The sequence below is a fragment of the Novosphingobium terrae genome (assembly GCF_017163935.1).
Taxonomy (GTDB): domain Bacteria; phylum Pseudomonadota; class Alphaproteobacteria; order Sphingomonadales; family Sphingomonadaceae; genus Novosphingobium; species Novosphingobium terrae.
The window spans coordinates 2607893-2630243 of sequence record NZ_JABVZR010000002.1 but is presented as its reverse complement, the minus strand read 5'-3'; the positions used below and the strand labels follow the sequence as shown (position 1 = coordinate 2630243).

At 64.5% G+C, this 22351-nt stretch carries 20 protein-coding genes; 15 read left to right on the top strand and 5 right to left on the bottom strand.

Translation table 11 applies throughout. From position 1 onward, the window contains the following. The first annotated feature begins 5 nt into the window (after nt 1-5). A complete protein-coding gene (locus HGK27_RS29330) occupies nt 6-1079 on the top strand; it encodes a YdcF family protein (protein ID WP_206244312.1) in 1074 nt (357 codons plus the stop codon). A gap of 24 nt (nt 1080-1103) precedes the next feature. Beyond that, on the top strand, nt 1104-2237 hold the full coding sequence (locus HGK27_RS29325; RefSeq protein ID WP_206244311.1) for an ROK family transcriptional regulator: 1134 nt from the start codon (nt 1104-1106) through the stop codon (nt 2235-2237). On the opposite strand, the gene HGK27_RS29320 is transcribed toward HGK27_RS29325, so the two are convergent. Then, complete coding sequence (locus tag HGK27_RS29320) at nt 2234-2764, bottom strand: hypothetical protein (RefSeq protein WP_241127591.1); 531 nt, start codon at nt 2762-2764, stop codon at nt 2234-2236. The genes HGK27_RS29325 and HGK27_RS29320 overlap by 4 nt on opposite strands. A 325-nt stretch (nt 2765-3089) precedes the next feature. Between HGK27_RS29320 and HGK27_RS29315 the strand changes: the two genes are divergently transcribed. The 10 genes from HGK27_RS29315 to HGK27_RS29270 all read left to right on the top strand — a co-directional run bounded on the left by HGK27_RS29315 (nt 3090) and on the right by HGK27_RS29270 (nt 13748). Continuing rightward, nucleotides 3090-3578, top strand: coding sequence for an AAA family ATPase (locus HGK27_RS29315; protein WP_206244309.1), 489 nt, complete (start codon nt 3090-3092; stop codon nt 3576-3578). A 182-nt stretch (nt 3579-3760) separates the two neighbouring features. Further along, nucleotides 3761-4450 carry an energy transducer TonB family protein gene (locus tag HGK27_RS29310; RefSeq protein WP_206244308.1) on the top strand — a complete coding sequence of 230 codons (690 nt, stop codon included), beginning with the start codon at nt 3761-3763 and terminating at the stop codon, nt 4448-4450. Continuing rightward, nucleotides 4447-4956 (top strand): RNA polymerase sigma factor, encoded by a 510-nt coding sequence (locus HGK27_RS29305; RefSeq protein ID WP_206244307.1) that lies wholly within the window; start codon nt 4447-4449, stop codon nt 4954-4956. The genes HGK27_RS29310 and HGK27_RS29305 overlap by 4 nt, the downstream gene beginning before the upstream one ends. A gap of 84 nt (nt 4957-5040) precedes the next feature. Further along, nucleotides 5041-5988 (top strand): FecR family protein, encoded by a 948-nt coding sequence (locus tag HGK27_RS29300; protein ID WP_206244306.1) that lies wholly within the window; start codon nt 5041-5043, stop codon nt 5986-5988. A 121-nt stretch (nt 5989-6109) separates the two neighbouring features. After that, nucleotides 6110-8617, top strand: coding sequence for a TonB-dependent siderophore receptor (locus HGK27_RS29295; protein WP_206244305.1), 2508 nt, complete (start codon nt 6110-6112; stop codon nt 8615-8617). Between the two features lie 22 nt (nt 8618-8639). Then, nucleotides 8640-10244, top strand: a complete 1605-nt coding sequence (locus HGK27_RS29290; protein ID WP_206244304.1) for a PepSY-associated TM helix domain-containing protein — start codon at nt 8640-8642, stop codon at nt 10242-10244. Then, nucleotides 10241-10531 carry a DUF3325 domain-containing protein gene (locus tag HGK27_RS29285; protein WP_206244303.1) on the top strand — a complete coding sequence of 97 codons (291 nt, stop codon included), beginning with the start codon at nt 10241-10243 and terminating at the stop codon, nt 10529-10531. Before HGK27_RS29290 ends, HGK27_RS29285 begins: the two co-directional genes overlap by 4 nt. Nucleotides 10532-10542: 11 nt before the next feature. Then, nucleotides 10543-10851, top strand: a complete 309-nt coding sequence (locus HGK27_RS29280; RefSeq protein WP_206244302.1) for a DUF3649 domain-containing protein — start codon at nt 10543-10545, stop codon at nt 10849-10851. Then, entirely contained in the window at nt 10848-12887 is a 2040-nt protein-coding gene (locus HGK27_RS29275) for a TonB-dependent receptor plug domain-containing protein (protein ID WP_206244301.1), read from the top strand. The genes HGK27_RS29280 and HGK27_RS29275 overlap by 4 nt, the downstream gene beginning before the upstream one ends. A 108-nt stretch (nt 12888-12995) precedes the next feature. Beyond that, complete coding sequence (locus HGK27_RS29270) at nt 12996-13748, top strand: SDR family oxidoreductase (RefSeq protein ID WP_206244300.1); 753 nt, start codon at nt 12996-12998, stop codon at nt 13746-13748. Between the two features lie 15 nt (nt 13749-13763). Here the strand turns inward: HGK27_RS29270 and HGK27_RS29265 are convergent, their stop codons facing one another. The 4 genes from HGK27_RS29265 to HGK27_RS29250 form a co-directional block, all read right to left on the bottom strand. Beyond that, complete coding sequence (locus HGK27_RS29265; RefSeq protein WP_206244299.1) at nt 13764-14624, bottom strand: exonuclease domain-containing protein; 861 nt, start codon at nt 14622-14624, stop codon at nt 13764-13766. Between the two features lie 124 nt (nt 14625-14748). Further along, nucleotides 14749-17076 carry a TonB-dependent receptor domain-containing protein gene (locus HGK27_RS29260; protein ID WP_206245627.1) on the bottom strand — a complete coding sequence of 776 codons (2328 nt, stop codon included), beginning with the start codon at nt 17074-17076 and terminating at the stop codon, nt 14749-14751. A 256-nt stretch (nt 17077-17332) separates the two neighbouring features. Then, nucleotides 17333-18121, bottom strand: a complete 789-nt coding sequence (locus HGK27_RS29255) for an SDR family NAD(P)-dependent oxidoreductase (RefSeq protein ID WP_206244298.1) — start codon at nt 18119-18121, stop codon at nt 17333-17335. A 23-nt stretch (nt 18122-18144) separates the two neighbouring features. Beyond that, on the bottom strand, nt 18145-18909 hold the full coding sequence (locus HGK27_RS29250) for an SDR family oxidoreductase (RefSeq protein WP_206244297.1): 765 nt from the start codon (nt 18907-18909) through the stop codon (nt 18145-18147). 127 nt (nt 18910-19036) lie between these two features. Here HGK27_RS29250 and HGK27_RS29245 point away from each other — a divergent pair, with 127 nt between their 5' ends. From HGK27_RS29245 to HGK27_RS29235, 3 genes are read left to right on the top strand one after another with little or no spacing between them, the layout of a single operon-like run. Next, the gene (locus HGK27_RS29245; RefSeq protein WP_206244296.1) at nt 19037-19933 is read left to right on the top strand and encodes a LysR family transcriptional regulator; all 897 of its coding nucleotides are present in this window, start codon (nt 19037-19039) and stop codon (nt 19931-19933) included. Nucleotides 19934-19993: 60 nt separating this feature from the next. Continuing rightward, nucleotides 19994-20404, top strand: coding sequence for a DUF1801 domain-containing protein (locus HGK27_RS29240; RefSeq protein ID WP_206244295.1), 411 nt, complete (start codon nt 19994-19996; stop codon nt 20402-20404). A 25-nt stretch (nt 20405-20429) separates the two neighbouring features. After that, nucleotides 20430-22130 carry a serine hydrolase gene (locus tag HGK27_RS29235; RefSeq protein ID WP_206244294.1) on the top strand — a complete coding sequence of 567 codons (1701 nt, stop codon included), beginning with the start codon at nt 20430-20432 and terminating at the stop codon, nt 22128-22130. Nucleotides 22131-22351: the final 221 nt, after the last annotated feature.

Here is a 22351-nt window from a genome sequence, read left to right as displayed (position 1 = left end):
TTGCGATGGCGGCCCTCACATCCACGCCGGGGCATAGCGCCCCGGCACCTTCGGCAGCGCATGCCCCGCTGCTCGCCAACCGCGTGCTGACACGGCTGGAGGAAACCCTCTTCCCCACGCTAACCCGACTGCCCGCCAGCCCCCTGATCGCGGCCCGTAACGCCCGCTACGATGCCTGCAGCGACAACGCCTGCAGGATCGAGAGCGCCCTGTGGCAACCGCAGGATCTGGCGCAAGCAGCCTCCGGCACGAAGGATGCCGATGCCGTCACGCGTGAGTTGATCGGCCTCAACGGCATCCTGCATGTCTATGGGCAGGGTCAGGCCCCGCAATATCCCGCCATCGACGGGCTCGACCCCAAGGCCACGGCGATCAATCAGGATATCGTCACCGCCGCCATCGAGCGTGTCGAGCAGTTGCGCAAGGAAGCCCCCAGCACCGACAGAGGCCTCCTTCTGGCCCTGACGCTGCTGGACGGCGCCGACAAACTTGACGCCATCCGCTTCGGCCCGCTGGCGCGCGACGAGAACGGCCCCGCTTTCGCTCGCGCCCACCACATGGACTGGGGGCATTACCGCTACACCGCGCTGATCGTGCCGGGCATCGGGCCGGAGGATGGCGTGGCGCTCAGCGCGGGCGGCAAGGCCAATGTCGATCTGGCGGCGGCGCGCTATCGTGCCGGTCTGGCGCCCTTCATCATCCTGAGCGGCGGCTCGGTCCACCCGCGCGGCACCCATCATATCGAAGCGGTGGAGATGCGTCAGGCCCTGATCGAGCGCTATGGCATCCCCGCCGATGCGCTGATCATCGACGCCTATGCGCGCCACACCACCACCAATCTGCGCAATGCCTCGCGCCTGCTGATCGCCATGGGCGCGCCGGTCAAAAAGCCCGCGCTGATCGTGACGCATGACTATCAATCGACCTATGTCGTCACTGACACATTCAAGAAGCGCAATCTGGCCGATCTGGGCTATATGCCCATGGTGCTGGAGACGATGACCACCCGCAACGAAATCCCCGCCTACCCCGACCCGCAATCGCTGCGGATCGACCCGCGCGATCCGCTGGACCCGTAACGACGCGAGCGATATCAGCGCCCGATGCCTCCTGTTCATCTCAACCCTCAGGACGATGAAAAACGCCTGCTCTGGCGGCTGCGCACCCATGGCGCGCAGCCCCGCTCGGATCTGGCGCGGGCGCTGGGACTCAGCAATTCCGCGCTCACCAAGCTGACGCGCAACCTCCTCGCGCTCAATCTGATCGAGGAGGTCGAGCCGGATGAGCCGCAGGGGCGCGGACGCCCCACCGTCCCCCTGCGCATCTCCCCCGGTGGCGGTTATGCGGTGGGCGTCACGGTGCATACCGGCGTGCTGGAGATTGCGCTCGTCGATTACGCCGGGGGCACCATCGCGCTGACCAGCGAGAAGATCGACCCGCCCGAGCCCCATGACTTCGCCCGCATGGTCGACCGCCGCATCCACGAACTGGCGGTGGAGCATCGCCTGCTCGGCACCCGCCTGCTGGGCGTTGGCCTGAGCGCGCCCGGCCCGGCCCTCTCCCGCGACGGCAATCGCTGGAGCATCGTCGCCAATCTGCCCGGTTGGCGCGGCGCCCCCTTGCGCGACATCCTCACCCAAACCCTGCACCAGCCCGTCTGGATCGAGAATGACGCCACAGCGGCGGCCTTGGCCGAATATTACCTCGGCGGGCTGATCGATCATTGCTCCACCGCGATCATCATCACGCTGGGCTATGGCATCGGCGCCGGGATCATCCATGACGGCCGCCTGCTGCGCGGAGAAGTGGGCAGCGCGGGGGAGATCGGCATGTTCTACCCCGGCGATGCCCCGCGCCCCTCGCCGGTGGATCTGCTGGCCACGCTGGCGCAGGCGGGCTGCCCTCTCACCTCCATCGCCGATTTCGAGACACAGACACGCGGCTTCGAACCAGTCATCGAACAATGGCTGGACCGCGCAGCGCAGCAACTCAAACTGGCGGTCAATTCCGCACTGGCCTGGTTCGATCCGGGCGCCATCCGCCTGACCAGCCCCCTACCCCGCGCCGTGGTCCAGCAACTGGCCGACCGCCTCAACGACGGGTTGCTGATCTGGGGCGACCACCGCGCCGATTGCGAGGTCGCCACTTTCGCGGTCGATGTCTCGAAACTGCGCGGCGCTTCATCCGTGCTGGGGGCGGCTTTGCTGCCGATCCATGCCTCCACGGCGATGGGCTAATTGGCCTTGCCCAGTGCCCGCTTGACGGCAGGCGTGATCGTATAGACCGCCTCGCGCTGCGCTCCGCGATTTTCGTGATCGACGCGATAGCCCTGATAATGGCGACGCAGAAAACCGGCGCGCACCAGATCGGAGACCGCCCGGCTGACATTGGTCCGCCCGGACTGGCGCAGCCGCCCGCGCACCTCCTCGGCGATCATCTGTTCGGCCTGCTGAGGGTCTTCGGGCAGCATATGGCGGCTTTCCAGATCGGCGCGGACATGGGCGACCACCGCCCTGCGGCGCGCATCGCGATGCGTCACCGGGATCATCGCATCGCTGAGCCAGTCGCGCACGGGAATGACCTCGTCGCGCTCCCGCACATAGGGCCCGGCGCTGTCGGAAGGCCCTGCCACCCGCGCGATCAGATTGAGCACCATAAAGGTGTAGCGCGGCCGCGTGGACACATCGGCAAGGCGCTGCAGCAGAGCCGGAAGATTGAGATCTTCCACGACGTCATTGCGGGCAAAGAGGTCCATCTGGCGCATGGGCAGCAGTAAGCACATCGGGAACGGAAAGTGAATCCCCTACAAACCGGCGAGTCGCACATATAACACTGGTGACACTTTACCCGCGAAGCGCTTGGTAAAGTGTCATGCAGGATTGCCAGTCGATGGGCCGCCAGCATGGCTGCGATTGCTTCTCGACAGGGCAATTTTCCCCTGACATACCATAGGCATGGCCCTGCCTGTTCACCTTACGGGGATTGCTCGCGGCAATCGAATTAGCCGCCCGGCCTGACGCGTCGGGCCGGGGCTATCCGTGTGTGAATTTGGAAAGGCGCCCGTGGGCGCCGCGAACACAGGTCAAATCATGATGTCGAACAAAGCAACGCTGCATATGCTGTGCGGCAAGATCGCCGCCGGGAAATCGACGCTGACAGTGCAATTGGGGCGTCAGCCCGGCACCATCACCGTGAGCGAGGACCAATGGCTCGCCCGGCTTTATACGGGCGAGATGGTCTCGGTGGCGGATTATGTCCGCTGCTCCACCCGGCTGCGACAGGCCATGACCCCGCATCTGGTCGCCCTGCTGCAGGCTGGCCTTTCTGTGGTGCTGGACTTTCCGGCCAATACGGTCGCCACCCGCAGTTGGATGCGGAGCGTCTTCGAGCAGGCCGGTGCCGCTCATTGCCTCCATGTCCTCGATGTGCCGGATGCGGTCTGCAAGGCCCGCCTCAGAGAACGCAACAAGCGTGGCGATCACGACTTTGCCGCCACCGATGCCGAGTTCGATCTGATCTCCAGCCATTTCATGCCCCCCGGCGCCGAGGAAGGCTTTGAAATCCAGCGGCATGGCTGATGGAGGCAGCTAGCTGGCCGGGAGCGGGCCACCGAAGCCTCCGCTCAGAGGCTGGAAACGGTCTTCTCTCCGGATCAAGCCTTGGCGGTCTGGCTCATGATCGCGAACGCATGGGCCAGACCGCGCGGCGGCCATCAAGAGTGTTATTGCAAATCATTCGCATAACATTATGAGGCAGGTCCATGACCGCCTTGCCGCCCTTTTCCCCGCCTCACGCGGACAGGATGACGCATGGACCGTATCGGTCGATGCGCGGCATCGAATTGGCGGTCACCTGCGTGGTTCATGTTTTCGCGGTGGCGGTGGCTGCCCTGGCCTTGGGCTGGCAGGGGGCAGGCGACGAAAGGCTGAGGCCTGCGCCCCAGTCTTTGATCATAGGCCTGCATCAGCCGGACACGCCGCATGATCGTGCCCAAGCAATTGCCGGTGCCAAAGCACCAAGGCCGGCCCCTCTTTCCGCCAAAGCTGCCGCCTTCCGGCCTGACGATCCCCTGCCCACACCGCAAGAGGCGGAAGAGGCCCCGGTCACGACCAATCCCGGCGGACACAGCGAGCCGCCAGCGCAGGAAGCCCAATCCTATCGGCGCGCTCTTATGGCGCAGCTTGAAGCGCAGCGCCGCTATCCGGAGAGCGGCTTGCTCCATGAATGGCAGGGCAGTGGCGCGGTGCTGTTCCGCATCGAACGCAGCGGGCGTCTGCTGGAGGCTGTCGTGGCCGCCAGCACAGGCCATAAGGCGTTGGACAAGGCCGCGCTGGGCATCGTGCAGCGCGCCGCGCCATTCCCCGCCATTCCCGACAGCCTTCCCGACGAATTGGCGATCACCCTGCCCATCGCCTTTCTGATCGATCATCATGGGGGCACACAGCCATGAGCGGCAGCGACGCGGCGATCGTCGCGCATCATCAGGCCTCGCTGACAGCCTATGTCCGCTCGCTGGTGGATTCGCCGCCGGTGGCTGCCGATATCGTGCAGGAGACATGGGCACGGGCCATCCCCTCGCTGCGCAGCGGCAAGGTGGAGAACCCGCGCGCCTTCCTCTATCGCGTGGCCCGCAATCTGGTGAATGACGGCGCGCGCGACCGCAAGAAATGGTCGCCATGGTTTGGTGCCGAGGAGATGGCCGCCGCCATCCCCGATGACACGCCTGACCCCGAGCGCCATGCGCTGGCGCAGGACAGCTTGCGCATCGTATTGGAATTGGCCGAAACCCTGCCTCCCCGCTGCCGCGAGATCTTCGCGCTGCGCAAGCTGGAAGGGCTTGACCAGAATGAGATCGCCGCAAGGCTGGGCATCACACGCGGCGCGGTGGAAAAGCAGTTGCGCCACGCCCTGCTGGTGCTGGCGACCCGCATGGGCGAGATCGAAAGCGGCCTGTGATCCCTTGCTCCATTTCTGTCGATGTCGCGTTTTGCGCGCTGATTGCGTCTTGCATGGTAACACCACCTGCCGGAGGGAGTTGCCGTGAACGATAACCAGCCCCCCATCCCTGCCGCCATCGCCCGGCAAGCTGCCGAGTGGATCATGCGCCACGATGGCGGGCCGCTGTCACCTGATGAGCAGAAGGCCTTTGAGGCATGGCGGGCTGATCCCGCGCATCGTGACGGGTTTGAAAGGCTGGAGCGGATATGGCAGGCGCTGGATGCGGCTCCTGCCGAGAGCTTGCCTCAGGCTGCAGCAGGGGCGTCCACGCCGGCCACGGCGCGCACACGCCGCCGTTGGGCCGGCGGTGCCATCGCGGCTTCGCTGGCGCTGATGTTGCTCGGCACATTGCAGGATTGGCCCACCATGCTGCGCGCCGATTACAGCACCGGCATCGGCGAAAGACGCGATGTTGCGCTGGCCGACGGGTCGCATGTCATGCTGGACAGCGGCTCGGCCATCGCCGTTGACCTCACCGGAGCCCGCCGCCGCATCCGTCTGCTCAAGGGCGCGGCGCTGTTCACCGTGGCGCCGGATCGCGCTCATCCCTTTACGGTCGAGGTTGCCGGGGGCAGCGCCACAGCCCTGGGCACCGCCTTTGCCGTGCGCCGACGCGAGGATCAGGCCGAGATCGTGGTGACGCAGCACCGTGTCGCCGTGGAGGGCGCCGGTCGCTCGGAGGTGGTGAGCGAAGGGCAGCAGGCCCAATTCGGCGCTGCCGGCTTGAGCCCCATGACAGCCGCGGGCGATGGCGCCACCGCATGGACTGGCGGCCGTCTGGTGGTGGTGGACCGCCCGCTGGGTGAGGTTCTGGCCGAGATCGCGCGCTATCGGCATGGCTATCTGGCGGCGGCAGGAGCTGCGGCGGACCAGCATGTCAGCGGGGTCTATGATCTGGACCATCCGCTCGCTGCGGTGGAGAGCATCCAGCGCAGCCTGAACCTTCACGCCTTCCGCCTCTCGGACAGGGTCATCATCCTGCATCGTTGAATCTTTTTCAAAAAAATTTGCTGCGCCTGGTCGTCATTTCGATCCTTCCTCCGTCTCCCATTTCGAGAATGCGTCGCAACAGCAAACTCGCGATGCCTCATGGACGACGATGGGGGTTTGAATGAACGATATGATCGGGAATGGCCGCGCCGCCGCGCGCCTGCTGGCCACGGCTTTGCTCGCGGGCTCGGTGCTGGCGGGTGGCACAATGCTTTTGACGACTGCGGCAGCGGCGCAAACTGCAGCCACCCACGCCTACACCATTCCGGCAGGCGCGCTGAGCGATGCCCTCAACCACTTTGCGCAGCAGAGCGGATTGCAACTGAACTATGACGCCGCCCTGACGCGGGGCCGCACCACGGCCGGCTTGCGCGGGCAGATGTCGTCGCGCGATGCGCTTTCGCAGCTGCTGTCGGGCACCGGACTGGTGGCGAAACCCAGCGGGCCCGATGCAATGACCATCACCCCGGCCAGCACCGGCGCGATGACACTCGACACATTGCGCGTCGAAGAGAATGCCCCGGTGACGCTGGCCAGCGCTGAGGGCGGCACGCCGGACTCCGATGCGGATGAAGAGGCTCTCAAGCGCGGCACGCCCATTCTGGTGCTGGGCCACAACGAACAGATCGATGCCGCCGCCAGCACCGGCCCCTGGGGCGCCAAGGCGATCATCGACACGCCCTATTCGATCAATGTCACCTCGCATCAGATGATCGAGAACATGGTCGCCTCCGACATGGACCAGATCTTCAAGATGAACCCGGTGGTCCAGAATTCCGCGCCCTCCACCGTCTATGGCACGCCCTATGTGACGATCCGCGGCTTCGATTCCCAGAACGGCATCGTCGATGGGCTGCGCCTCTCCTCCACCCTGACCGGCATCGCCACAGAAGAGCTGGAGCGGGTCGAGATCATGAACGGCCTGTCGGGCTTTATGTATGGTGCGGGCAATCCGGGCGGCGTCACCAATTATGTGCTCAAGCGCCCGACCTATACGCGGCTGAGCGATATCACAGTCGGCAATTATGGCGGGCAGCAGTGGTTCGCCCATGTCGATCTGGGCAATCGCATCGATAAGAACGGCGTGTTGGCCTATCGCCTGAACATCTCCTATCAGGATGGCAAGACCTCCAAGCAGAACCAGAATCTGGCGCGCACGCTGATCAGCGGCGCCATCGACTGGAACGCCGCCCCCAATCTGCTGGTGCAGGTGGAAGGCGCCCATACCTATTACCGGCTGCAGGGCATCGACTCCCGCTTCTACGCCTATGCTGACAGCAATTTCGGCGCGCTGGGCCACTGGATTCCCGCGCTGGACAACAGCAAGACCTACACGCCCAGCTGGACCTACAACCAGACCAAGACCGACCGCATCGGCGCCAATGCGAAATGGAAGCTGAGCGACGCTTTCTCCTTGCGCGCCGCCTATCTCTACAAGCGCGACGAGGCGGAATCGATCAACATCTATCCGGCCTATTTCGCGGACAAGGGCTATGTCGACGGCTGGCCATCGCGCAGCGCGCCATCGTGGAATTACGCGATGGGGGCCTATGCCTATCTCGACAGCAGTTTTCAGACCTTTGGCATCAGGCACCATCTGACGCTGGGCGCTTCGGGCGACACGCTGCGGGTGGTCAACCACCTCAACAGCTACATCAGCGCCGACAACTCGCCCGCCTACACCAATCCCAACGATCTGATGAACTGGGCCATGCCCGCCGAGCTGACCGCCACCGATTGGGGCGGCACCTACAAGGCCAGCTATGCCACCAATGCCAACATCATCCTTGGTGACGACATCCAGTTGACCGACAAGCTGGGCGCGCTGCTCGGCCTCAACCGCACCACGATCATGGCGAAGAATTACGAGACCACCGGTGTGATCTCCTCGGCCTATGACAAGACCGCTTACACGCCCACGGTCTCGCTGGTGTTCAAGCCGGTCAAGCGCCTCACCACCTATGCCAGCTATATGCAGGGGCTTGAGCAGGGAACGATCATCCCCAACACCGCCGCCTACAACAACCCCGGCCAGATCCTGAAGCCGTTCCTTTCCAAGCAGTATGAGGTGGGCGTCAAATATGCCCCCACCAACGCCCTGTTGCTGACCGGTGCGCTCTACCGCATCGAGAAGGCCAATTCCTACGAGACCCGCACACCGGACGGCAAGATCACCATCAGTCAGGATGGCATTCAGGTCCATCAGGGTCTGGAACTGACCGCCACCGGGCAGTTGACGAAGCAGCTTTCGGCGGTGCTGGGCGGCACCTTCATGGACCTCAAGGTCACCAAGGCCGACGATCCCACGCTGATCGGCACGCGCCCCACGGGCGTCAGCGACCGGCTGCTGAAGGCCTATCTCGATTACAGCCTGCCATGGGTGCCGGGGCTTTCGGTGACGGGCGGGGCCTATCACGCGGGCACGATGTACAAGGACAGCGCCAACCTTCAGAAGATCCCCGGCTATACGATCTTCGACCTTGGCCTGCACTTCAAGACGCAGGTGGACAAGCATCCGCTGCGTTTCGACCTTAACATCGCCAACATCACCGGGCGCGATTACTGGGCGACATCCTATTCGCTGGGCATCCCTCGCAATGTCGCCTTCTCGGTGAAATACGGCTTCTGACGGGCCGGGGGGAGCGCGCATCATGACACAGGGTCAGGCGAAACAGGGCCGGAAGGATCAGGGGCTCCGCCAGTCGATGGCATGGCTGCACACATGGGTCGGGCTGCTGCCGGGCTGGGTGCTCTATGTGATCTTCGTCTTTGGCACGGCGGCCTTTTTCCAGCATGAGATCGATGGCTGGATGCGGCCCGAACTGTCGTCTGAAACGCGGGTCTCCCCCCGCGCTCTCGCCGCGGCCGATGCCGTGCTGAAAGCCCGCGCGGGCGGAGCGGAAAGCGCTTTCGTCTCCATGCCTGATCCGCGCGGGGGCAGCGGGCTGGAATTGTCTTGGCGGATGAAGGATGAAAAACGCGGCGGGGATGGCAACCGCGTCATCCTCGATCCCGCCACGGGGGAGGAGGCGCAGGTCCGCGCCACCAAGGGTGGCTATTTCCTTTATCGCTTCCATTTCGACCTGCATTACATGCCGGTGATGTGGGCCCGCATGCTCGTCAGCATCGCGGCGCTGGCGATGCTGGTGGCGATCCTGTCAGGCGTGGTCACCCACAAGAAGATTTTCACCGACTTCTTCATGCTGCGCTTCGGCAAGGGCCAGAGAAGCTGGCTCGACGCGCATAATGCCAGCGCCGTGCTGGTGTTGCCCTTCTATCTGATGATCACCTACACCGGTCTGGCGACACTGCTGTTCACGCTGATGCCATGGGCACTGGCCGCCAATTTCCCGGACCGGCAGGCCTTCTACAAAACCACCTTTGCCGCCGCCCCGGAGCGCGAGGCCAGCGGCAGGCCCGCAGCGACAATCCCCCTCACCGGCATGATTGCCACCGCACAACAGCATTGGGATGGCGCCCTGCCGACCTACATCGGCATCGACCATCCCGGAGACGGCAACACCACCATCACCCTCTATCCCGAGCAGGGCGGCTGGGGCCATCCATCGCATAACACGCTCTATCTCGACGGGCCGACCGGTGCGCTCCTCCCCTCCACCCAACCCGTGAAAGGTGGCGCTCAGGCGACATGGCGCGCGATGATCGACCTGCACACCGCATGGTTTGCCGGCTATGGGCTGCGCTGGCTGCTCGCGCTTTCAGGCCTTGGCGGCGTGGCCATGGTGGCAACGGGCCTGTGCCTGTGGTGCGTCAAACGCCGCGCCCGGCTGCACGATCCGGCGCGACCCCATTTCGGCTTCCGGCTGGTCGAGGGGCTCAACATCGGCTGTATCCTTGGCGCGCCACTGGGGATCGCGGCCTATTTCCTCGCCAACCGCCTGCTGCCCTTTGACCTGGCCGACCGCGCCGCATGGGAGATCAACAGCCTGTTTATCGTCTGGGGCGGCGTGCTGGTCTGGGGCTTTGCGCGCGCCTTCGCCTGCACTGCCGCGCGCGCCTGGGTCGAAATGCTGGCTCTCTCCGCCGCGCTTTTCGCCGCCGTACCGCTGCTCAACGCCCTGACCACCACGCGCGGCCTCGGCCAGAGCCTACCCGCCGGGGACTGGATCTTCGCCGGTTTCGACCTTTCCATGCTGGCACTGGCTGGCGGCTTCGCCCTGGCCGCACGCAAGCTGGCGCTGCGCAAGGCGCGCCCCGCCCCCCGGCAACGCGCCAGACGGGAGGCCACAGCATGACCCATCTGTTCACCGCCCTGCCCTGCCTGCTGGGTTTTGCACTGCTGCTCTCGGCCATGGCGCGCCACCAGCAAGACTGGCTGAAACGCAAACTGCCTGCGCACTTCAGCCGCCTGCTGCGGATCACCGGCTTTGCCTTGCTGGCCGTGGCCTTCATCATCGCCGGGCTGGGTCTGGGCTGGGCCTATGGCGCGGTGGCTTGGTGCGGCTGGCTCTCGGTCGGCGCCGCGCTCACCCTCACCGCCCAGACCAACCGCGAGCGCATCCTCACCCTTCTGCGCCGATGAAAGGCCTTACCATGCCGAAATCGATCTTTTCCGCCGCCGCGCGGCAGCGCTGGTCGGTGGCCTCGCGCAGTATCGCGGGCTCGCTGGGCGCCTATGGCGTCGCCTCGCTGGCCACGGCGGCGCTCTCCTTGGTGCTGGCCCGCCTTGGCATGACGCGCAGCGAGGCGGTGACCGCCGCCACGCTGGCCAGCTTCATCATCTTCGCCGCCATCGCCATGGCGGTTTTCCACGCCAGCACGCCCGCGCGGGCATGGCGAGGGCTGATCATCGCCGCCCTGCCGCTGGCCCTGATCATCTGGCTGCTGATCCCCGCGGCATGAAAGCCATCCCCCTGCTGCTCGCCATGATGGGGGCCGCCCCCGCCGAGGACGATCCTACGCGCCAGCCCACGGCGCCCCCTGTGGTCGCCAGCGGTCCCGATCCGGTCTACCCGGGCTCCTTCTACCAGCCCTTCCAGCCCCAGACCGCGCTCGACATGCTGGAGCGCACCCCCGGCTTTCTGCTCACCGAAGGCTCATCCGTGCGCGGCTTCGGCGGCGCGGCGGGCAATGTGCTGATCGACGGGCAGCGCCCCACGGTCAAAGGCGGGGGCCTGACCGAAGTGTTGCGCCGCATTGCCGCCAGCCGCGTCGCGCGCATCACCCTGCTGCGCGGCAGCGAGGCGGCTCAGGCCCCGGGCCAGACGCTGGTGGCCAATGTCATCCTGCGCGTTGACGGCAAGGGATCGGGCAATGCCTCGCTCACCCTTGCCCATACGGCGGAGGGGCGTGTCTCGCCTTCGGGCCGGATCAGTCTGGCCCGCGCCATCGCGGGCTGGCAGAGCAGCATCGAGTTGTCCTCCAACCTCGTGCGCTATCCCAGCACCAGCCTTTACGACAATCACGATGCCAATGGCGCGCTCACCTCGCACCGGCTGGAAAAGGTTTCGGCCAGCGCGCCCTCCGTCAATCTGGCGCTCTCCACGGCGGGCATGGTCGCGGGAGGGACGCTGACGGTGAACCTGCGCCTGAACGACAGCCGCTATCGCTCGCTGCGCGCCGTGGCGATCACGGCCCCGCCATGGGACGGCTCCACCGATGCCACCCGCACCATCCTCTATGGCGAGGTCGAACGCAGCGGCGAACTGGGCGCCGACTGGACCCGCCCGCTGGGCAAGGGCTGGACCGCCAAGCTGGTCGGCCTTGGCCGCATCGAGCACAACACCACCGATGAGGATTACCGCGAGGGCACCTATCGCGGCCTCTCCCTGCTCGATCAGAAACCGACCGAACTGGTGGGCCGCGTCACCGTCACCCGCGAGGGCGAGCACAAGATCCGCCCCGAACTGGGCTTCGAACTGGCCGAAAACCGCCTGACCAGCCATCTCGATTACGCCGAGGATCATGGTATCGGACTGGTCCCGGTGGCGCTCAGCAATGTCGATACGCGCGTCTCGGAATTGCGCGGCGAGGCCTTTGCCAATCTCACGCTCAGGCTGGGCAAGCGGCTCAATCTGGAAGCCGGGACCGCGCTGGAACTCTCGCGCATCCGCGTCTTCGGCCTGATGCCCAGCGAGCAGAGCCTGTCCTATCTCAAGCCTTCGGCCGCTCTGGTGTGGTCCCCCTCGGGCGAGACGCAGCTGCGGCTGGGGATGCGACGCAAGGTCGACCAGCTCGATTTCGGGGATTTTGCCGCCTCGGTCAATCAGGCTGATGGTCGCTCGCTGGGCGGCAATTCGCAGCTGAGGCCGGCGCGCATCACCCGTGTGCTGGCCCGGATCGACCATCGCTGGGGCCAGGGCGGCGCTCTGGCAGTGGAGGCCTATCACCAATGGCATCAGGGCCTGCTGGGCTATCTGGTGCTGCCCGGCGGCGATCAGGCGCTGGGCACCATCGGTGATGCGCGACAATGGGGCATCACCACGCAAGGCACGCTGCCGCTGAGCGCCCTGCTGAAAGGCGCGAGGCTGACGGTGGACGGCACATGGCGGGGCTCTCGCCTGATCGATCCGCTGACCGGCACGCCGCGCGCCATGGACGATATTTCGCCCCTGAGCCTCACCGCCGAGCTGCGCCATGATCTACCGAAGCTCAAATCCTCCTGGGGCCTGACCTTCACCGCCGCCGAGCAGAGCGACACCTTCTACACCAATGAGGTGCTGCACTGGCACGATGGCGCGACATGGGGCGCCTATCTGGAAACCACCGCCCTGCCCTTCGTGAAAACCACAGTGAGCGGCAAGGCCCTGCTGGGCTCCCGCAGCGACCGCCTGCGCAGTTTTTATGAGCCCACACGCGCCGGTGCCGGCAGCGGCGATGAAATGCGCCATCAAAGGCAGGGCGGCATCATCTCGATCATCATGGCGAAAAGTTTTTGATGCGCCCCATCGCAGCCATCATCGTGACAAGATCGCGCAGGACTGGACCCGACCACCTGCAATCTGCCATGATCCTGAGCGCAAACGCTTTTCGGATGGAGTGACTCGATGGATCTGGGTCTTGCTGGCAAGGTGGCGCTGGTGCTGGGCGCCAGCCGGGGTCTGGGCGCGGCCAGCGCGCGGGCACTGGCTGCGGAAGGTGCGCAGGTCCATGCCATCTCGCGCAGCGGCAGCGTGGAGGATGGCGCGCTGCAAGGTTTCGCCGCCGATCTTTCCATCCCGCAGGGGGTGGATGCCTTGCTTTCTCATATCGCCGCCATCGGGCGAGTGGACGTTCTGGTGGCCAACACCGGGGGCCCGCGTCGCGGTACGGCGCAGGGCGTGCCGGGGTCAGAATGGCTGGCAGTGTTTCAGGCGCTGGCGGTGTCGCAATTCCGTATCGCCGACGCCGTGCTGCCCGGCATGGTGAAGCGCGGCTGGGGCCGGATCATCACCATCGGCTCTTCCGGCATCGAACAGCCGATCCCCGATCTGGCGCTTTCCAATGCGGTGCGCGGCTCGGTGGCGGGCTGGTCGAAAACGCTGGCTGCCGAGGTGGCGAAGCATGGCGTCACCGTCAACATGGTGCTGCCCGGTCGCATCGACACCGATCGTCTGCGCGAAGGCGATGCCAGCAAGGCCCGCGGCAGCGGTCTCGATCTGGAGCATGTGCAGGCGGCATCGCGGGCTGGCATCCCCGCCGGCCGCTATGGCAAGCCGGACGAATTCGGCGCGGTGGTGGCCTTTCTGGCCAGCGTTCAGGCGTCTTACGTCACCGGTTCGATGGTGCGCGTGGATGGTGGGCTGATCCGCTCGATCTAGAGCCTGAAGCGTGATTTAGCTTTGGCGCTTCAGTCGGGCGCGCAGATCCTTTTCGGTGATGATCTCGATGGGTTTGCCCGCTCCCCGCAACGCGACAGCCTTGCGATAGGGCTCGCTGGTTTCGGCCCAGCGCCCATAAGGCTGTTTGGTGGCGACCACGAGCATGCTGGTGGTGGAACCGACCGAGGCCACGATCCGCCCGCCCGCACCCGCCAGATGCTGCGCCAATGGCCCATCGCGCGGCTCACCCAGCAGGGCAATGCGCTGGCCCTTCAAGGGGCCCTCCAGCGCGGCGGCGGGCGGCTGGGCTTTCTTGCGATCAGGCTTGGCCATCCAGCCTTTGAGATCGATGCCGGTATGCTCGATGGCCTTGACGATCACCATGCCTGCCGCGCGCGCGTCGCTCAGCGCATCGTGATGGCGATGCTCGATCCCGAGAAAAGCCGCGAGCCGGTTGAGCTTGTGGTTTTCCAGCTGTGGCCAGGCATGTTTCGCCACACGCACACTGTCCAGCCAGTCGGTGGCGATTTCGGGGCACTCGCTCACCCGGCAGGCGGCGGCCAGAGCGCCCTTGTCGAACCATGAATGAGCCACGGTGATCCGCCCGCGCAGATGGGCGTCCACCATGGCATGCACATCGCCGAAGTGGGGCTGGCCCGCCACATGCTTCGGCGTGATGCCATGGATGCCGATGTTGAAGGAGGAAAACTCGTCACGCGGATCGACCAGCGTTTCATAGGAGAAGATTTCCCGCCCATCCCGGAAGCCGACGATGCCGATCTGGCAGATGCTGCTGACCCGCGCGCAGGCGGTCTCCACATCGACAACGACAAAGTCCGGCTCTTGCGATAGGGTTTGGGGATTCGGCAGGGTCATCGCGGCGCCATAGCAAACCGCCCCTCAGGATCGAAGCCGGGATTGTTCCTGGCCCGCAGGGCAAAGGACCGCGCAGGCAGAAAGCTGCGCGGTCCCGATCATTGAGCCAGGCGGTGGCGACCGGTCAGAAGGCAATGCCGATCGAGCCGAAGACCTGGCGCGGCGCCGAAGCGTGGAACACCTGCACGGTGCCCGAGGCATCGTCCGGCGCGAAGACGCTGTTGTCGAAATTGGCGGCATAGCGCTTGTTGGTCAGGTTGGTGATGTTGAGCGAGGCCTTCACACCCTTGAGCGGGCCGACAACGCCGAAGTCATAGCCCAGCCCGGCGTCCAGCGTGAAGTAACCGCCGAAGCTCTGGTCATTGGTGTAGGTGTAATAGCGGCGGCCCGTGTACTTGCCCTGCAGCGAGGCCGAGAAGCCGTGCTGCTTCACCGTCACCATGCTGGAGACCATGGTCTTGGGCGTATCGACCTGCTGCTTGCCCGCCGTCGCCTTGATCACGCAGCTGGCGCCTGAGCACCAGTTGAGATCCTGATCATAGGTCGTGGAGTTCAGCGAAAGCGAATTGTACCAGCTCAGCCAGTTCAGCGGCTTCCACAGGGCGCCGATTTCCATGCCCTTGGCCGTGACGCTGCCGGCATTGTGGAAGGAGTTGCCGCAGCCCGGTTCCGACTGGCGCGCCGTGGCGCAGGGATTGTACTGCAGCAGGCGGTTGTCGAACTTGGAGTAATAGCCGCTGAGCGTCAGCTGCAGCGTGCGGCTGACGAAGCGGTAGCCACCTTCCACGCTGCGCGACTTTTCGGGCTTCAGCGTGCCGCCTTGCGCGTTCCACACCGTCTGCGTCACAGACTGCGGGCCCAGCTTGAAGCCGCCCTGATACATCGCCATATTTTCGGCATAGCTGGCGTAGATTTCATGCCCTTGCGCGAGTTTGTAGCGCAGGCCCACCTGCGGCAGGAAGTAGTCCTTGGCCACCAGCGAGCCATTGGCAAACTGGCTGGAGGCGGGCGGCGCCGTCTTCGCAATGCCGGGGAGCGCATGCGCGTCAGAGCGCGAATAGGTGCCCTTGAAGCCGAAATCGACCGTCAGCCGGTCCTGCAGCAGCGACATCGTGTCCTGCAGGTAGAACTGGCGCGTCTTCCAGTCAGTGGACTGCACCCATTGCGCGGAATCGGGCTGGCCCTGAAGATATTGCGCCAGATCGCTGGGGCCCTTCACATTGCTCCAGATGTAGCGCGCGGCGCTGCTGGTGTTCTGCTCCAGCCAGAAACCGGCCTGGAAGCGGTTGAAGGCGACATCCCAGGTCAGACTGCCCAGACCGCCGCTGCGGTTGATGGTGTAGCGCGTGTCGCGGATCTGCACCGGCACGTCGTCCGAAGTGTCAGCAGTGCCTTGCGTGGAATAGGCCGAGTTGATGAAATTGTTGCCTGCGCCCTTGTCGTGATGGTGATAGGCCTTCAGGCTCAGGGTCAGCGCCTTGGTCAGGTTGAAATCTCCGGTGATGTAGTACAGCTCGTCGCTGCGCAGGATCTGGCCGTTGGTGTAGGTGTATTCGCTGTCATAAGCGGTGGCGCCGCTGCATTTGGTGGATTTGAGCACGCAATAGGAACGGCCCAGATAGCCCTGCCAGTCGGGCGCCATGCCGCCGAAATCCCAGCCGCGACGGTTCAGCATATCCTTCGACAGATAGGCATCGTCAGCCTGATTGGTGCGCGACACATCGACAAAGGCGCGAATGACACCGCCGTTGAACTGATACTTGGCCTTGCCGTTGAACTGCTTGCCGGTGGAGGTGTTGCCCGCCGCCTGGTTCACGAACAGGTTCTGGCGGCTGTACTGGCCCGAAAGATAGGCGGAAAAGCCGTTGTGCTCACCAGTATCGAGGCGGACATAGGTGCGCAGCGCACTGTCGCTGCCGAAGCTCTGGGTGATTGCGCCGCCCATCTGCTTGTGCGGATCGCTGCTGGTGTAGGTGACGGCGCCGCCCAGATTGCTGGTCGACGGGATGCCCAGACCCGCAATGCCGGTGGCCAGATCGGCGCGGCCCAGATTGTCCGAAATCAGCGCGCGGTTGATCGTCAGGCCGTTGTAATTGTTATAGGCGCCATCGCCCAGCGGAATGCCGTCCAGCGCATAGCCGAGATGGGTGGTGCTGAAGCCGCGCACCTGAAGCGACATCGACTGCTCGTTCAGACCCAGCGGGTCGATCGACTGCGCCATCACGCCCGGCAGAAAGTTCAGCGCCTTCTGCACGCTGGTGCCCGGGGGCAGCACATCGAGGTTGGAAGGCACCAGCGTGGAGACCGAGCGGGTCTCGCCGCTGCCGATCACGACGATGCCGGCGTCATCCTTGCTTTCTGCGTCCCCCGACGGGGTTGTCTGTGCATGGGCCTGAGTGGTGAAGACAAGACAGACAGCCGTCGTCAGCGCGAAAGCGGATTTTTTCAAGATTGTGCCCCATGTTGATCAAGGCGCCGCAAGATCTTGTCCAAAGCGCCGAAATGATGAGGCGGGCCTATGCCCTTCGATTATGACACTCAGGCTACATATATGAATATTATGGATTTTTTATACATCAGCCATGCAAGGCAGAACTTTGCGCAGCGACCTTGCACAACATCCTGTTGCTTGATGCCATAAGAACAGTTCAAGCCCTCTCCGGCAGCCGGATGCACCCGACTGCCGGAGAGGGCGTTGGCCTGAAGGATCAGAAAGCGCTTTTGACCACGCCGCCATCCACCCTCAGCGCCGCGCCATGGGTGGCAGCGGCAAGCGGGCTGGCCACATAGGTGACCATGGCCGCCACCTCTTCGGGCGTGGCGAAACGCTTGATCAGCGACGTGGGGCGGACATGTTCGAAGAACTCCGCCTCGACCTGATCGAAGCTCTTCCCGCCCGATTGCGCCAGGGTCTCGACGAAATCGGTCACGCCGCGCGATCGCGTTGGCCCCGGCAGCACGCTGTTGACGGTGATACCCGTCCCGGCGACGCTTTCGGCAATCCCCCGGGCCGCGGCGATCTGGGCGGCCTTGGTCACGCCGTAATGCACCATTTCCTCGGGGATCTGCAGCCCGCTCTCACTGGAGATGAAGATGATGCGGCCCCAGTTCCGCTCACGCATGGCAGGCAGGTAAAGCCGCGCAAGGCGAACGCCTGAAAGCACATTCACATCGAAGAAGCGGCGCCAGTCCTCATCGGGGATCTCCTCGAAGGGCTTGGGTTCGAAGATGCCGAGATTGTTGACCAGAATCTCGACCTTGGGAAAGCGCCCGAACAGCGCCTGAGCCGCTTCCTCCGTGCCCAGATCCCCGGCAAAGCCTTCAACCTTGCCACCGGTGGCGGAGAGTTCCGCCACCACGGCGTCCACCGCCTGCTGGGTCCGGCCATTGACGATCACATGGGCACCTTCCTGAGCCAATGCCGTCGCAATCGCCTTGCCGATCCCGGCGGTGCTGCCGGTGACCAGCGCCACTTTATCCTGAAGCTTCAGATCCATTGTTTTGCTCCTGCGTTTGCGGATCAGCTCCGCGTGATCGAGATGCCGCCATCGAGCAGCGAGGCGGTGCCGGTGACAAAGCTGGCATCATCCGAAGCCAGATACAGCACCGAGCGGGCGATTTCCTCAGGCTTGGCCACACGCTTGAGGGCGTGGAGGTTGGTCACGAAGGCCTGCTTGTCGGCGCTGTCATTCATGCCGCGATACATGTCGGTGTCGACGGCGCCGGGCAGGATGGCATTGACGCGCACCTGTTGCGGGCCAAATTCGGCGGCCAGCGCCTGCGTCAGGCCGATCAACCCGGATTTGCTGGCGGCATAGGCAGCCACACCCGGGAAGGAGAAGCTGTAGCCGACGAAGGTGGAGGTGAAGATCACCGAACCACCGCCATGCTTGACCATCTCGGCAATCTGATGCTTGGCGGCCAGGAAGGATGCGGTGAGGTTGGTGTTGACCGTATCGGCAAAGCCCTCGGCGGAGACTTCGGTGCTGGGCCCGGCTTCACCCATGATCCCGGCATTGTTGAAGGCAATATCCAGCCGACCGTAATTGGCGACGGCGGCGCGTACCAGCGCTTCATGGAAGGCTTCGTCCTTCACATCGCCCGCCACCGCGACAGCCTGACCGCCTGCGGCCTCAATCTCGGCGACAAGGCTGTCGAGTTCGGCCTGACGGCGGGCCCCGACGACCACGCGCGCGCCTTCAGCGGCGAACAGCAGGGCCGTGGAACGGCCAATCCCGGCGCTGGCCCCGGTGATGATAGCAACTTTGTTGAGCAAACGGGTCATGATGGTTCTCCTCGATTGTGGAGCTGGTCGCTGATGACCGGCCCCTTGTGATGAGGTGAAGATGCACTTGCATGAGCGTTCGGATTAGTGGCTAAATGTGAGTTCTATAATTCGGGAATGCCGGACGATGATCCGAATCGAGGGAATTGAGGCTTTCGTCGCCACCGCCGAGCATGGCTCGATTAGCGCGGCGGCGCGTCAGTTGCGACTGTCCAAATCGGTGGTCAGCGAAAGGCTGGCCGAGCTGGAACGGTCGCTGGGTGCGCGGCTGCTCCATCGCAGCACGCGCAAGCTGGCGCTGACCGAGGATGGCAGCGCCTTTCTGCCGCGCGCCCAGCGCATCACCAGCGAGATCGCCACCGCCGCCGCCGATATCAACGAAAGACGCGGCACGCTGAGCGGACCCTTGCGCATCGCCGCACCGGTCACCTTCGGGCGCATGCATCTGGGACCTGCGATCTATCCTTTCCTCAAAGCGCATCCCGACATCCAGCTGACGCTCGATCTGGACGATCGGCGGATCGATGTCGCCTCCAGCGGACATGACGCCATCATCCGCCACGGGCCCATCGATGACACCCGCCTGATCGTCTGGAAGCTGGCGGAAAGCCGTCGCATCCTCACCGCCTCGGCAGCCTATCTGGCAGAGCATGGCACGCCGCGGACGCTGGAATCCCTGCATCGCCACCGGGGCATCTATTACACCAATCGCGGGGTGGGCGATTGGCGTTTCGAAACGTCCGAGGGGCCGGTTTCGATCCGGGCGCGGCTGGCGCTGGGCGTCAACAATGGCGATATGATGCGTGATGCCGCCATCGCCGGGCTGGGATTGGCCATGCTGCCCGCCTTTATCGCCGGTCCTGCGGTGAAGGCCGGGGATCTGGTCGAAGTGTCTCTGGAGGCCGTGCCCGCCCCCGATTTCCTCTATATGGCCCATGCTCAGGGGCGGGAGCCCTCAGCCAAGCTGCGCCGCCTGATCGAGCATCTGCGCGAAAGTTTCGGCGATCCGCCCTATTGGGATTGATTGCCACCCTTCCCATCCCATGGCACACGCTTCAGGCCTCAACGCGATCAGGATAAAACCATGACAGATCAGGACACGCCCATAGCCCGGGTCGAGGACAAGCTGGCCAGCATCGACGGCTGGAGAAGGGAAACGCTGGCGCATTTACGCGCGCTGATCCTCAAGGCCGATCCCGATGTGACGGAAAGCCTGAAATGGGCCAAGCCCACCAATCCTTTGGGCGTGCCCACCTGGGAGCATAGCGGCATCCTCTGCACGGGCGAGGTCTACAAAGCCTATGTCAAACTGACCTTTGCTCAGGGCGCGGCGCTGGCCGATCCGACAGGATTGTTCAATGCGGGCTTTGGCGGCGGCACGCGGCGGGCCATCGATCTGCGTGAGGGCGAGCAGGTGGATGCCGAGGCGTTCGAGGCGCTGATCAAGGCGGCCATCGCATTCAACGTGGCCAGAAAAGCGAGCAAAAAAGCCTAGCATCGCTGCTGCAGCGAGCGGGATCATGCGCCAAATCTCTCGACTGGCGGCGCTGGCCTGCCTTATGGTGCTGCCCATGTCGGCCCATGCTCATGACGTAAATGGCGATTGGCGGGGCGTGCTGGAGGTGTCTGCGGAGGCGCGCCTGCGTCTGGCCCTCCATGTGAGGCAGGCGGCAGGCGGCGGTGTCACCGCCACGCTGGACAGTATCGATCAGCAGGCCATGGGGCTGCCGGTCACGCAGCTTGTGGTATCGGGCGATCATCTCTCCCTGCAACTGGAGCAGCCAGCGGCCAGCTATCAGGGCCGATGGGATGCCACTTCGAGAACATGGATCGGCCAATGGCGACAGGGGGGCCAAGTCTGGCCCCTGACGTTCGCAGCAGCCAGGCCCCCCACTCCCGAGGACCTGCCAACCGAGGCACAGACCGCCTCACTCATTGACGACCGCATCGCCGGGCGACCGGGCGAGGGCATCGTCATTGCCCTGCTGAGCCCGGCCGACACGCGTGTTGTTGCGCGTGGTCCTGTGGGAGATAGGCCTCCCTTCGATGGCCATACCCTCTTCGAAATCGGTTCCCTGACCAAGCTGTTCACGGCACTGATCCTCGCCGATATGGCGCTGAAGGGCGAGGTCACGCTCGACGATCCCGCCGAAACCTATCTGCCGCCGGGCGCCCATATGCCTGAGCGCCATGGGCACAAGATCACGCTGCGCGATCTGGCCATGCATCGCTCCGGACTGCCGCGCCTTCCGGACAATATGCCTTTCGGCAATCCCGAAGATCCCTATGCGGATTACAGCGAAAAGCTGATGCTCGATTTTCTGAGCCGCTACACGCTGCCGCGCGATCCCGGGAGCCGATACGAATACTCCAATTTCGGCTTTGGACTGCTTGGCTATCTGCTGGCCCGGGCCGCGCATACGGACTATCCAGCGCTGCTTGCCCAGCGCATCACCGGGCCTCTGGGGCTCCATGATACGGTGATTGCGCTCTCTCCCGAACAACAGACGCGCTTTGCGCAAGGCTATGACACGGCCATGCATCCCGCCAGCCCCTGGACCTTCCCGACACTCGCAGGCGCCGGAGCCATTCGCTCCACAGCTGACGATATGGCGATCTTCCTGCATGCGGCAATGGACCCCGCTTCCGTGATCGCCCCCGCCATGCGGCTGACCACAGCCTCCCCCCGCCCCCTCGGCGATGGGCGAAACAAGGGAGGGCTGGGATGGGTGATCGGCACGGGCGCGGATGGACAGCAGTTGCTGTTCCATGACGGCGGCACAGGCGGTTTTCGCAGCTCGGTCATTCTGGAACCAGGCCGGCAGCGGGCCGTGGTGGTGCTTGCCAATGCTGCCGTAGAGCCGTCCACGCCGGATTTGGCGAGCCATATTCTGCTCGCCGCGCCCTTGTTGCCGACGAAGCCCATTCCTCCCATGGCCCATCCGGCGGTGACACTGCCCCCGGAGGAACTGGACCGTGTGGCGGGCCAATATGCCTTCGCCGATGGACATATGCTGACGATCTCACGCACCACCACCGGACTGAGCGCCAAGCTTGGCGCGCAACCCGCCATGCCGATCTATCCAGCCACACCGCTGAGCTTTTTCTGGCGTCTGGTGAATGCTCAGCTTGAGGTCGCCACCGATCCTGCGGGACAGGTGACAGGGGCAATCCTGATACAGAACGGTCGGCGCGCCATGGCCAAGCGCGTCACGCCTTGATCTGCAGCCTTGCAAACCATTCGCCAATATAGAGAAATCGTGCAACCTCCACCGCCTCACGCGAGCCCGGGCCATCTCGGCCAAGGCGCTGCTGACCTTCCGGCCTTTAGCATCTCTTGGGCCCTTCCAATTTTGACATCCCACGCGCCATCGGCTATTTGCATTCGAATTCAAATACAGTGCCATGGCCGCCCATCCACCTGTCGGCCCCATGAGCCCAA